The sequence below is a fragment of the Pseudomonas sp. IzPS59 genome, assembly GCF_014863505.1.
In the GTDB taxonomy this organism is placed as follows: Bacteria; Pseudomonadota; Gammaproteobacteria; order Pseudomonadales; family Pseudomonadaceae; genus Aquipseudomonas; species Aquipseudomonas kribbensis.
In genome coordinates, this window is record NZ_CP062251.1 from 4,036,305 (window position 1) to 4,048,662 (window position 12,358).

General features: G+C 59.9%; 12 protein-coding genes. 9 read left to right on the plus strand and 3 right to left on the minus strand.

The annotated features are described in order from the left end of the window. The first annotated feature begins 33 nt into the window (after nucleotides 1-33). The 4 genes from IF189_RS18055 (at nucleotide 34) to IF189_RS18070 (ending at nucleotide 3,235) form a co-directional block, all read left to right on the plus strand. Nucleotides 34-435: a MerR family transcriptional regulator gene (locus IF189_RS18055; RefSeq protein ID WP_007951507.1), complete on the plus strand. Its 402-nt coding sequence runs from the start codon at nucleotides 34-36 to the stop codon at nucleotides 433-435. A 29-nt stretch (nucleotides 436-464) separates the two neighbouring features. Then, nucleotides 465-1,364 carry a hydroxymethylglutaryl-CoA lyase gene (locus IF189_RS18060; RefSeq protein ID WP_192552017.1) on the plus strand — a complete coding sequence of 300 codons (900 nt, stop codon included), beginning with the start codon at nucleotides 465-467 and terminating at the stop codon, nucleotides 1,362-1,364. Between the two features lie 1,057 nt (nucleotides 1,365-2,421). Beyond that, nucleotides 2,422-2,787 (plus strand): DUF6124 family protein, encoded by a 366-nt coding sequence (locus IF189_RS18065; RefSeq protein ID WP_179694406.1) that lies wholly within the window; start codon nucleotides 2,422-2,424, stop codon nucleotides 2,785-2,787. Between the two features lie 88 nt (nucleotides 2,788-2,875). Then, nucleotides 2,876-3,235, plus strand: coding sequence for a DUF6124 family protein (locus IF189_RS18070; RefSeq protein WP_192552018.1), 360 nt, complete (start codon nucleotides 2,876-2,878; stop codon nucleotides 3,233-3,235). 72 nt (nucleotides 3,236-3,307) lie between these two features. Here IF189_RS18070 and IF189_RS18075 read toward each other — a convergent pair whose 3' ends face one another. Next, complete coding sequence (locus tag IF189_RS18075) at nucleotides 3,308-5,005, minus strand: AMP-binding protein (protein ID WP_192552019.1); 1,698 nt, start codon at nucleotides 5,003-5,005, stop codon at nucleotides 3,308-3,310. 201 nt (nucleotides 5,006-5,206) lie between these two features. On the opposite strand from IF189_RS18075, the gene IF189_RS18080 reads away from it, so the two are divergent. Genes IF189_RS18080 through IF189_RS18095 form a run of 4 tightly spaced genes read left to right on the plus strand, consistent with a single transcriptional unit; the run spans nucleotide 5,207 to nucleotide 10,768 of the window. Then, nucleotides 5,207-6,370 (plus strand): isovaleryl-CoA dehydrogenase, encoded by a 1,164-nt coding sequence (locus IF189_RS18080; RefSeq protein ID WP_064597789.1) that lies wholly within the window; start codon nucleotides 5,207-5,209, stop codon nucleotides 6,368-6,370. 12 nt (nucleotides 6,371-6,382) lie between these two features. Beyond that, the gene (locus IF189_RS18085; RefSeq protein WP_192552020.1) at nucleotides 6,383-7,990 is read left to right on the plus strand and encodes a carboxyl transferase domain-containing protein; all 1,608 of its coding nucleotides are present in this window, start codon (nucleotides 6,383-6,385) and stop codon (nucleotides 7,988-7,990) included. A gap of 13 nt (nucleotides 7,991-8,003) precedes the next feature. After that, on the plus strand, nucleotides 8,004-8,819 hold the full coding sequence (locus tag IF189_RS18090) for a gamma-carboxygeranoyl-CoA hydratase (RefSeq protein ID WP_085712437.1): 816 nt from the start codon (nucleotides 8,004-8,006) through the stop codon (nucleotides 8,817-8,819). Beyond that, nucleotides 8,819-10,768: an acetyl/propionyl/methylcrotonyl-CoA carboxylase subunit alpha gene (locus IF189_RS18095; RefSeq protein ID WP_192552021.1), complete on the plus strand. Its 1,950-nt coding sequence runs from the start codon at nucleotides 8,819-8,821 to the stop codon at nucleotides 10,766-10,768. The genes IF189_RS18090 and IF189_RS18095 overlap by 1 nt, the downstream gene beginning before the upstream one ends. A gap of 39 nt (nucleotides 10,769-10,807) precedes the next feature. Here the strand turns inward: IF189_RS18095 and IF189_RS18100 are convergent, their stop codons facing one another. After that, nucleotides 10,808-11,464, minus strand: coding sequence for a LexA family protein (locus IF189_RS18100; protein WP_192552022.1), 657 nt, complete (start codon nucleotides 11,462-11,464; stop codon nucleotides 10,808-10,810). Nucleotides 11,465-11,593: 129 nt separating this feature from the next. Here IF189_RS18100 and IF189_RS18105 point away from each other — a divergent pair, with 129 nt between their 5' ends. Continuing rightward, complete coding sequence (locus tag IF189_RS18105; RefSeq protein ID WP_114884082.1) at nucleotides 11,594-11,932, plus strand: DUF6124 family protein; 339 nt, start codon at nucleotides 11,594-11,596, stop codon at nucleotides 11,930-11,932. A gap of 151 nt (nucleotides 11,933-12,083) precedes the next feature. Here IF189_RS18105 and IF189_RS18110 read toward each other — a convergent pair whose 3' ends face one another. Further along, nucleotides 12,084-12,302, minus strand: a complete 219-nt coding sequence (locus IF189_RS18110) for a hypothetical protein (protein ID WP_192552023.1) — start codon at nucleotides 12,300-12,302, stop codon at nucleotides 12,084-12,086. Nucleotides 12,303-12,358 lie beyond the last annotated feature (56 nt).

The following is a 12,358-nucleotide window of genomic DNA, read 5'->3' on the forward strand; positions in this document are numbered from 1 at the left end:
GCTTAGCGCCAAGACCTTATTTCGAGCGCTTTCATGAGCAGCCAGACCTACAGCATTTCCGACCTCGCCCGCGAGCTGGACATCACCACCCGGGCGATCCGCTTCTATGAAGAACAAGGCCTGCTCAGCCCCGAGCGCCGAGGCCAGGAACGCATCTATTCGCCGCGCGACAAGGTCAGCCTGAAGCTGATCCTGCGGGGCAAGCGCATCGGTTTTTCCCTGGCCGAGTGCCGCGAGCTGATCGAGCTCTACGACCCTTCCAGCGGTAACACCAAACAACTCAACAGCATGCTGGCGAAAATCAGCGAACGTCGGGAACAGCTCGAGCAGCAACTGCTGGACATCGAACAGATGAAGCTGGAACTCGACACCGCCGAAGAACGCTGCGTGCAGGCGCTGGAGCAGACGCTCAAGAGTCAGCAAGTCGCGCAGTAGCCTCCCGACAATTACAACAGGTCAACGCCATGTCCCTCCCCTCCCAAGTACGCCTGATCGAAGTCGGCCCCCGTGACGGCCTGCAGAACGAAGCCCAGCCCATCAGCGTCGCCGACAAGGTGCAACTGGTCGACGCGTTGAGCGCTGCCGGTCTTGGTTATATAGAAGTCGGCAGTTTCGTCTCGCCCAAGTGGGTACCGCAGATGGCCGGTTCCGCCGACGTATTCGCGCAGATCCAGCGCAAGCCCGGCGTGACCTACGGCGCACTGGCGCCGAACCTGCGCGGCTTTGAAGACGCGCTGGCCGCCGGGGTCAAGGAAGTCGCGGTGTTTGCAGCTGCATCCGAAGCGTTCTCGCAACGCAACATCAATTGCTCGATCAGCGAAAGCCTGGCGCGGTTCGCGCCAATCATGGAATCGGCGAAACAGCACGGCGTTACCGTGCGCGGTTACGTGTCCTGCGTGCTCGGCTGCCCTTATGAAGGCGAGGTCGCGCCGGAACAAGTGGCCATGGTGGCCCGCGAGCTGTACGCGATGGGCTGCTACGAAGTGTCGCTGGGTGACACCATCGGCACCGGCACCGCTGGCGCGACCCGTCGCCTGTTCGAAGTGGTTTCGAAGCAGGTGCCGCGAGAGAAACTCGCCGGCCACTTCCACGACACCTACGGCCAGGCCATGGCCAACATCTATGCCAGCCTGCTGGAAGGCATCGCGGTATTCGACAGCTCTATCGCCGGCCTCGGCGGCTGCCCGTACGCCAAAGGCGCCAGCGGTAACGTCGCCACCGAAGACGTGGTTTACCTGCTCAACGGCCTGGGCATTGAGACCGGTATCGACCTCGACGCCTTGATTGCCGCCGGCCAGCAGATCAGTGCCGTGCTGGGTCGCGCGACCGGTTCGCGCGTGGCCAAGGCCCGTAGCGCACAGTGAGGGCAAAGGTGTTACCGCTGTGTCCGAAACGTGGGCATAGGCGAGTAACACGGAAACAAATTGTCTGGTTTTGCCTGAAGGAAAAATCCTTCAAAAATCTCAAGCCATTGATTTGCATGGATTTTTAAAAGTTGGCACGGCTTCTGCTATCTCTATGGCATAACAAGAATAAAAAGCAGCAAACCAATAAAAATAAGACGTACCGACTCTGACATAACAAAAACAACACGGCAGAGACGCAGCTAACAGATTTTTTTGGAGAAGGTGTGCTTTTCAGGGTGTTCCTCGGAATGACCCGCAACCGGGCAGAGAACAATAAAACTACCTTCAGGTAGCTCCCGAATCGGTTGGATCGCTTAGCGAGAAAGCAGATCAGCGCTCAAAAAAATACGTTTGCTCTTGACCCCGGATGGGGGTCGCCAAAAACAGCGGTAAAGGGCCACGGTTGCCAAAAACAACAACAGACCGCCCCTCAATAATAAAAAAGAGCACGCGACGACAAAATTAAAGGGGAGCTTCGGCTCCCCTTTGTGCTGTCTGACGTTTTGAAATTGTCCGCGACGGATCTCCTCCCCCCATCTCGATTTTCCTATAAGCGCTCACTCTGCATGGTTTCACGCGCCTCGACTTCCAGCCACTCACATGCTGGCAACCCCATCTAAATCACTAAGGATTCACGGCTTTCGCTGTGTGTAAACACGACGGCGCACGGGCGTTTAAAATACACGAACCGTTACGCCATAAGGGCTACAACACCTTGCGTCGTTGCCTACGCGTACGCCAGAATCCGCCGGCTTACGCGGCTATGGGGCGGGCTATATCGTTTCCCTGTCACTGAAAAACAGTGATCGGGTTTGGTAGCCCGTCTGTAATAGCTGTATGGCAACACCGACTGCAGTCCCTTTTTGGGGCTCTGTTTTATGGTGGTCATGCGTGGGGCTCATTCGTGAGCGCCGGGTTCCTATTGCAGCCGGTCTACCAACCCGCGTATGGCCGCCACCCATCGTTTGGTAGCGTGGGTGATGGCTCCTTGAAGTCTGCGATAGGAGTTACACGTATGTTCAAAGCCACACCAAACCCGCCAGAAACCGATTCAATCCCCTACGACGCCGCACTCGAAGCCGAAAACATAAAAACGGCAACCGAGCGGGCGATCAATCATTACCTCGATCCCGGGGCGCAGAAGACGTCCAAGCCATCGCGCAAGCCCGGCAGGATCTATCTGGTCAATCCAACGGTGGATGACGAAACGCTGCTGGTCGAAGCGTGCGAAACGCTGTCGTCGGCCAGTGACATGGCCCGGGATATTGGCGACACCGTCGATCCGTCGCAGCGCAAGGCGATGCAGATACTGCAGCAGGTCATCATGCTGAGTGAGCTGCTGGTCAATCGTGTGCTGGATAACCATCACGTCTCGCGGTAGTTGCCGCCTCGGTGAGGGGCTTGTCCCCTCACTGCCTGGCAGCCGTCTACACAAATCCTCAAGCGACTCTTGTCCGGAGTTTTAGCTGATGTCCACGACCGTCATTCCACCGTTAGAAGATCCGGTGTCCCCCTACGAATTTCCCGATTCAAGAAAACTCCATGACGCCGCCGAACGCGCCCTCGACTATTACCTGACCCCGACAGCCAAGATCATGGCCACGCCTTACACCCCAAACGACATGTTCATGGTCAACCCGCAAATTGACACGGAGTCCTTGCTGGCCAACGCCTGCGAATCTCTCGCGTCAGCCACGGTCATGCTCGGTGACTTTGCCGGCCTGCTGGAAGGACCGAACCGCAAGACCCTGTTGGGTATTGCGCAAGTGGTGATGTTGGGTGAGTTGGCAGTGAATCAGGCGTTGGAAAATGTAGAGGTAAAGCAATAAGCGCCGCTTTCGAAGCCAGGGTCCGTGCCCTGGCTTCGAAGGCTCTGATCGATATAGAACGTTGAAACTGTGTCAGCCCTCGTTGCTACGCAACTCCTCAATACTGATCTCGCGCATCCGGAATTTCTGGATCTTGCCCGTCACCGTCATCGGAAACTCCTCCACAAACTTGAAGTACCGCGGCGTCTTGAAGTGAGCGATGCGCTCCTTGCACCACGCTTGCAGTTCTTGTTCGGTGGCGCTGTGGCCGGGATGGAATTTGATCCAGGCGACGATTTCCTCGCCGTAACGCGAGCAGGGAATGCCGATCACCTGCACGTCCGCCACCGCCGGGTGGGTGAAGAAGAACTCTTCCAGTTCGCGCGGGTAAATGTTTTCGCCGCCACGGATGATCATGTCCTTGTTACGGCCGGCGATGCAGACGTAACCCTCGTCATTCATGCTCGCCAGGTCGCCGGTGTGCATCCAGCCCGCCGCGTCGATGGCTTCAGCGGTGGCCTGCGGGTTGTTCCAGTAGCCGAGCATCACGCTGTAGCCACGGGTGCACAGTTCGCCGATGGTGCCGCGTGGCACCGGGTTGCCGGCCTCGTCGATGATTTTGCTTTCGAGTTGCGGCTGCGTGCGGCCGACGGTGGTGACGCGCAGTTCCAGTTCGTCCGATGGGCCGGTCTGCAGGGACACGGGGCTGGTTTCGGTCATGCCGTAGGCGATCTGCACTTCACTCATGTGCATTTCGCTGATGACCCGGCGCATCACCTCGATCGGGCAAGTGGCGCCGGCCATGATTCCGGTGCGCAGGGTCGACAGATCGAACTCGGCGCGTTGCGGCTGATCGAGCATGGCGATGAACATGGTTGGTACGCCGTACAGCCCCGTGGCCTTTTCTTCGGCGACGGTGTTCAGGGTCAGCAGAGGATCGAAGGCATCGTTCGGATAAATCATGGTGCTGCCGTGGGTGATGCAGCCGAGGTTGCCCATGACCATGCCGAAGCAGTGATACAGCGGCACCGGGATCACCAGGCGATCGGCGGCGGTCAGGCCGAGGCTTTCGCCGACCATGTAACCGTTGTTGAGGATGTTGTAGTGACTGAGGGTCGCGCCCTTGGGGAAACCGGTGGTGCCGGAGGTGTACTGGATGTTGACGGGTTGATCGAAGTGCAGGCTGTCGCTGCGTTCACGCAATTGTTCTGGAGAGACACTGGCGGCCAGATCTGCCAGTTGCGACCACGGGAGAAAACCCGAAGGCGGCTGCGGATCAAGGCTGATCAACCCGCGCAGCTCCGGCAGGCGCTCACTGCGCAGTTCGCCGATGGATTGCTGGGCCAGTTCCGGCAGCAAGCCTTGCAACATGCCGTGATAGTTCGAAGATTTGAAGGCACCGGCGCAGACCAGCCATTGGCAACCCGATTGCTTGAGCACGTATTCGAGTTCGGAGCTGCGGTAGGCCGGGTTGATGTTGACCAGAATCACGCCGATTTTCGCGGTGGCGAACTGAGTGATGCACCACTGCGCGCAGTTCGGCGCCCAGATGCCGAGCCGGTCACCGGCCTGCAAACCCAACGCCAGCAGGGCTCTGGCATGCACGTCCACCGCATCGGCCAGTTGCCGCCAGGTGTAACGCTGCTGCTGATGGCGCACCACCAGCGCCTCGCCGTCCGGGTACTGCGCGACGGTCTCGTCGAACTTCTGCCCGATGGTCATCGCCAGCAAGGCTTTGTCCTGGGAACCACGGGTGTAGCTGCGCTGCGGGTTTGCACTGGGTTGATCCATGACGACCCCTATTGTCTTTATTAGTGGGTGTTGGACCGGAGCCATATGAGCTCCGACCATTCAGAACTGGCCCTACTCTCGCTCAAGTTGACGTTAACGTAAAGGGTGATTGACAGCCATTCGTCACAGGCTTACGTTAACGTAAAGGTGAGAGCCAAACCGCCGCCCTCCCCGCCCTACAAAAAAGCCAAAAGGTGACCCATGAGCTACCCATCCCTGAACTTTGCCCTCGGCGAAACCATCGACATGCTGCGCGATCAGGTTCAGTCCTTTGTCGCCAAAGAGATCGCCCCGCGTGCCGCGCAGATCGACAGCGACAACCTGTTCCCCGCCGATCTGTGGCGCAAGTTCGGTGACATGGGCCTGCTCGGAATCACCGTGCCGGAAGAGTACGGCGGCGCGGGCCTGGGTTACCTGGCGCACGTCGTGGCAATGGAAGAAATCAGCCGTGGCTCGGCTTCGGTGGCGTTGTCCTACGGCGCTCACTCCAACCTCTGCGTGAACCAGATCAACCGCAACGGCAACCACGAACAGAAAACCAAATATTTGCCGAAGCTGATCAGCGGCGAACACGTCGGCGCACTCGCGATGAGCGAGCCGAACGCCGGTTCCGACGTGGTTTCGATGAAACTGCGCGCCGATAAACGCGGCGACCGTTTCGTGCTCAACGGCAGCAAGACCTGGATCACCAACGGCCCCGACGCCAACACCTACGTGATCTACGCCAAGACCGACCTGGAAAAAGGCCCCCACGGCATCACCGCATTTATCGTCGAGCGCGACTGGAAAGGCTTCAGCCGCAGCAACAAGTTCGACAAGCTCGGCATGCGCGGCTCCAACACTTGCGAGCTGTTCTTCGATGACGTCGAAGTACCGGAAGAAAACATCCTCGGCGTACTCAACGGCGGCGTGAAAGTGCTGATGAGCGGCCTCGATTACGAGCGCGTCGTGCTGTCCGGTGGCCCGACCGGAATCATGCAGTCGTGCATGGACCTGATCGTGCCGTACATCCACGACCGCAAACAGTTCGGCCAGAGCATCGGCGAATTCCAGCTGATCCAGGGCAAAGTCGCCGACATGTACACCCAGCTCAACGCCAGCCGTGCCTACCTCTACGCCGTGGCCCAGGCCTGCGAGCGCAACGAAACCACGCGCAAGGACGCCGCCGGTGTGATCCTCTACACCGCCGAACGCGCCACGCAAATGGCCCTCGACGCAATCCAGATTCTCGGCGGTAACGGTTACATCAACGAATTCCCGGCCGGCCGTCTGCTGCGTGACGCCAAGCTGTACGAAATCGGTGCCGGTACCAGTGAGATCCGTCGCATGCTGATCGGTCGCGAACTGTTCAACGAAACCCGCTAAACGGAGCTGTCCATGGCTATCCTGCATACCCAGCTCAACCCCCGTTCAGCGGAGTTCGCCGCCAACAGCACGGCGATGCTCAAACAGGTCGACGCCCTGCACACCCTGCTCGCCCAAGTGGCTCAGGGCGGCGGCGCGAAAGCTCAGGAACGGCACACCTCGCGGGGCAAACTGCTGCCGCGTGAGCGGATCAACCGCTTGCTCGATCCGGGCTCGCCGTTTCTGGAAATCAGTCAATTGGCCGCCCACGCCGTGTATGGCGAAGACGTGCCGGCCGCCGGCGTGATTGCCGGCATCGGCCGCGTGGAAGGCGTCGAATGCATGATCGTCGCCAACGATGCGACGGTGAAAGGTGGCTCGTACTATCCGTTGACCGTGAAGAAACACCTGCGCGCCCAGACCATCGCCCAGCAAAATCGCCTGCCGTGCATCTATCTGGTGGACTCGGGCGGCGCCAACCTGCCGCGTCAGGACGAAGTGTTCCCGGATCGCGAGCACTTCGGGCGGATCTTCTTCAACCAGGCCAACATGAGCGCCATGGGCATTCCGCAGATTGCCGTGGTCATGGGCTCGTGCACCGCGGGCGGGGCTTATGTGCCGGCGATGGCTGACGAAGCGATCATGGTGCGCAATCAGGCGACGATCTTCCTCGCCGGCCCGCCGCTGGTGAAAGCAGCGACCGGTGAAGTGGTCAGCGCCGAAGACCTCGGCGGGGCCGATGTGCATTGCAAGATTTCCGGGGTCGCCGACCACTACGCCGAAAGCGATGAGCACGCCCTCGCCCTCGCCCGCCGCAGCGTCGCCAACCTCAACTGGCGCAAGCTCGGCGAAGTGCAGCAGCGCGCACCGATTGCGCCGCTGTACGCCAGCGACGAGTTGTACGGTGTGGTGTCGGCGGACGCCAAACAGCCGTTCGACGTGCGTGAAGTGATTGCGCGACTGGTCGACGGTTCGGTGTTCGATGAATTCAAGGCCTTGTTCGGCACCACGCTGGTATGCGGTTTCGCCCATCTGCACGGCTACCCGATCGCGATCCTCGCCAACAACGGCATCCTGTTCGCCGAAGCCGCGCAAAAAGGCGCGCACTTCATCGAACTGGCCTGCCAGCGCGGCATCCCGTTGCTGTTCCTGCAGAACATCACCGGCTTCATGGTCGGCCAGAAATACGAGGCCGGCGGCATCGCCAAACACGGTGCGAAACTGGTTACCGCCGTGGCCTGCGCCAAGGTGCCGAAATTCACCGTGATCATTGGTGGCAGCTTTGGCGCCGGTAACTACGGCATGTGCGGGCGGGCCTATGATCCGCGTTTCCTGTGGATGTGGCCGAACGCGCGGATTGGCGTGATGGGTGCCGAACAGGCGGCCGGCGTGCTGGTTCAGGTCAAGCGCGAGCAGGCCGAACGCAGCGGTCAGGCGTTCAGTGCCGAGCAGGAAAGCGAGATCAAGCAACCGATTCTCGACCAGTACGAAGAACAGGGTCACCCCTACTATTCCAGCGCACGGCTGTGGGACGACGGCGTCATCGACCCGGCGCAGACCCGCGATGTGCTGGCCCTGGCCTTGTCCGCGTCGTTGAACGCGCCTATCGAACCGAGCCGCTTCGGCGTGTTCCGGATGTGATCGGGAGAACCTCATGAGCGACTTCAACACCCTCGAATTACAGAGCGATCCACGGGGTTTCGCGACCCTGTGGCTGAGCCGCGAAGAAAAGAACAACGCATTCAACGCCGAGATGATCCGCGAACTGATCCTGGCGCTGGACAAGGTTGCCAGCGACGCCAGCCTGCGTTTTCTGCTGGTGCGCGGACGCGGCAAACACTTCAGCGCCGGCGCCGATCTGGCCTGGATGCAGCAATCGGCCGAACTCGATTACCACACCAACCTCGACGACGCCCGGGAACTGGCGGAGCTGATGTACAACCTCGCCAAACTGAAAATCCCGACCGTGGCCGTGGTGCAAGGCGCGGCGTTCGGCGGCGCGCTGGGTCTGATCAGTTGCTGCGACATGGCGATTGGCGCCGATGACGCGCAGTTCTGCCTGTCGGAAGTGCGCATTGGCCTGGCACCAGCGGTGATCAGTCCGTTCGTGGTGCAAGCCATCGGCGAGCGCGCGGCACGGCGTTATGCGCTGACGGCCGAGCGTTTCGGCGGGCAGCGGGCGCGGGAAATCGGTCTATTGTCCGAGAGCTATCCGGCGACCGAGCTTGAACAGAAAGTCGAACAATGGATCGACAACCTGCTGCTCAACAGCCCCGCCGCCATGCGCGCCAGCAAGGATCTGCTGCGTGAAGTCGGCAACGGCGCACTGACCCCGGCCCTGCGCCGCTACACCGAAAACGCCATCGCCCGCATCCGCGTCAGCCCGGAAGGCCAGGAAGGTCTGCGGGCCTTTCTGCAGAAGCGTCCGCCGAGCTGGCAAGCCGCAACCACCACCAAGGAGCCGCGTTGATGAGCGCACCTGTTCTCACCACCCTGCTGGTGGCCAACCGTGGCGAAATCGCTTGCCGGGTCATGCGCACTGCCAAGGCGCTGGGCCTGACCACCGTCGCCGTGCACAGCGCCACCGACCGTGAAGCGCGGCACAGCCGCGAAGCGGATATTCGTGTCGATCTGGGCGGCAGCAAAGCGGCCGACAGTTATCTGCAAATCAACAAACTGATCGCGGCGGCCAAGGCCAGCGGCGCTCAGGCGATTCATCCGGGTTATGGCTTTCTGTCAGAGAACGCCGGGTTTGCCCGTGCCATCGAAGCGGCCGGCCTGATTTTCCTCGGCCCGCCGGCCTCGGCCATCGACGCGATGGGCAGCAAATCCGCCGCCAAAGCGCTGATGGAAACCGCCGGCGTGCCGCTGGTGCCGGGTTATCACGGCGAAGCCCAGGATCTGGACACATTCCGCGATGCTTGCGAGCGCATTGGCTATCCGGTGCTGCTCAAGGCCACTGCCGGCGGTGGCGGCAAGGGCATGAAAGTGGTTGAGGATGTCAGCCAACTGGCGGAAGCCCTCGCCTCGGCTCAGCGTGAAGCGCAGTCTTCTTTCGGCGATTCGCGGATGCTGGTGGAGAAATACCTGCTCAAGCCGCGTCATGTGGAAATCCAGGTGTTTGCCGATCAGCACGGCAACTGCCTGTATCTGAATGAGCGCGACTGCTCGATTCAGCGTCGTCACCAGAAAGTGGTCGAAGAAGCTCCGGCACCGGGTCTGAGTCCGGAATTACGCCGGGCCATGGGCGAAGCGGCAGTGCGTTCGGCGCAGGCCATCGGTTATGTCGGCGCCGGCACTGTGGAGTTTTTGCTGGACGCTCGCGGCGAATTCTTCTTCATGGAGATGAACACGCGGTTGCAGGTCGAGCATCCGGTCACCGAAGCCATCACCGGGCTCGATCTGGTGGCCTGGCAGATTCGCGTCGCCCGTGGTGAGGCGTTGCCGATCACTCAGGATCAGGTGCCGCTGAACGGGCATGCGATTGAAGTGCGGTTGTATGCGGAAGATCCGTCGAATGATTTCCTGCCAGCCACCGGGCGTCTGGAGCTGTACCGCGAATCCGCCGCCGGGCCGGGGCGCCGCGTGGACAGTGGCGTTGAGGAAGGCGATGAGATTTCGCCTTTCTACGACCCGATGCTCGGCAAGCTGATTGCCTGGGGCGAGGATCGTGAGCAGGCGCGTTTGCGGCTGCTGAGCATGCTCGATGAGTTTGCGATTGGCGGCTTGAGGACCAACATCAACTTCCTGCGGCGGATCATCGGTCATCCGGCGTTCGCGGCGGCGGAACTGGATACCGGGTTCATTCCGCGTTATCAGGAACAGTTACTGCCAGCGCCTGCTGCGCTGAGCGATGAGTTCTGGGATGCGGCGGCGCAGGCTTTTGCGCAGAGCCTGTCGGGGACGGCTCGGGTGGATGATCCGGCTTCGCCTTGGGCACTGCACAGCGGTTTGCGCGCAGGGTTGCCACGGGAAATCACGCTGCATTTGAGTTGCGAGGGGCAGGATCGGGCGTTGACGCTCGGTGCTGGCGGCAGTGCAAAACTGATCGGCGAGCAATTGGTGATCGAGCGTGATGGTTTGCGTCGTCAGTTGCGTGCGATTCGTCGTGGAGAGGTTCTGTATCTGCAATGGGACGGCGAGTTGCGGCGTATTGAAACGTACGACCCGATCAGCGCTGTCGAAGCCAGCCACAGTCATCAGGGCGGCCTGACCGCGCCGATGAACGGCAGCATCGTGCGGGTGCTGGTGGAGGCCGGCCAATCGGTTGAAGCCGGCGCACAACTGGTGGTGCTGGAAGCGATGAAGATGGAGCACAGCATCCGCGCGCCCCATGCCGGCGTGATCAAGGCGCTGTATTGCCAGGAAGGTGAAATGGTCAGCGAAGGCAGCGCACTGGTCGAACTGGAAGAGGTGTGAAAGGTGGATCGATCCTACGCCTGGCGAGGATCGATCTGACTAGTATTTGGCCGATGCCTGAACCACGACACCGATAATTCGGCACTCGTCGGTGAACAATGCTTTCGGCCAGGTCGGATTGAGCGGTACCAGGTAACGCTGGCCGCCCTCTTCGACCAGTTTGCGGAAAATCGCTTCATCGCTGTCCGGCCATTGGACGATCACCAGTTTTCCGGGTTCTGCCTCCAGCGCCGGATCCACCAGAATCAGCATGCCCTCGCCGATGCTCTGCCCGGTGGGCGCGGTCATCGAATTGCCCACCACTGTGAGCCAGAACGCCGGGCCACGGGCGTGGTAATCCGTCAGTTCGAAACGTCGCTTGTCCTTGCCGCTCGAATAGACCGGTTGGGCTTCACGGGCCTCGATAGGGGCTTTCCAGTCGCTGACCGGGTAGCGGAAATAAGGGTTGTACTTCTGCGCCAGCGGCATTTCGTCGTCCTTGTCGACTTGCGGTTCGCGGATCACCACCGCGACTTCGAGATACTCCATGCCCAGCGCTTTCAGCACACGGTTCATCTGCGTGATACCGGGCTCACGGCGTTTGTTCAGCCAATGGCCGATACCGCCCTGAGACATGCCGACGCGCTCGCCGAGCTCGACTTGAGTGACGTTGAGTTCACTCATTTTGGCCTTGACCAACTCAATCCATTTATCCATGTGCGGCACCATACGTGCCCGCCTTCGGCCGGCAAAACACATATTGTAGTATTTAAATTCTGGTCACAAATACTCTAGGTACTATTCTTGAGTCACGGATTTGAATCGACCAAGGAGTGACCTTTCACCATGAACATCACCAGCAACGACCTGCCCGACCTTCAAATGGACACCACTTTCAAGTCTCCACAGGGTTGCGCTGCCGCGCAGCGGGCATTGGACTATTACTTGAAACCGGCCGTGTCAGAACAGGAAGTGGAAGAGCGTTTTTTCGGCGTGAACAGTAATTTGAGTGGCGAAGAATCCCTGGTCCACGCCTCGGATTTGCTGCGATGTGCGGCGGCCACGGCATTCAAGGCTGCAGACGGCTTGCAGGGCGTCAGTCGGGATCTGGCGTTTTCGGTCGTGCACATGGTGGACATGGCACGGGCGATGGTCGATCACTCGCTGGACGGCGGTGTTCGCTAAAGACGGACAGGAAAGAATTTTCCAATCGAGCAGATAAAAACGTTTGACTTGCAAATGATAATGATTATTATTGCAAGCAGCTGGTCGCGAGATCAGTCGATGGACCAGAGACCTTAGGTCGGTCTTCTGGACTATCTCCTCATCAGGCTAATCACGGTTTTTGACCCGGCTTTTTGCCGGGTCTTTTTTTTGCCAGTTTTCTGGCTTTTGGCTTCAGGCTAATGAAGTCTTTGGGTGCTACAAATTCGGTGGCGCGGATAATATCAAAAGAATATCGCTTGGCAAGGGAACCCCGTCCGCATTGGGGAAAAGTAATGCCAATTAGCACTTGAGAATCAATCGCACAGCTACTAAGCTGCACCCGCGTCATGGAAGACGCCCCCCGCCACACCCCGCAATTTCCCTCGGTTTCACCCCTGTCTTGCG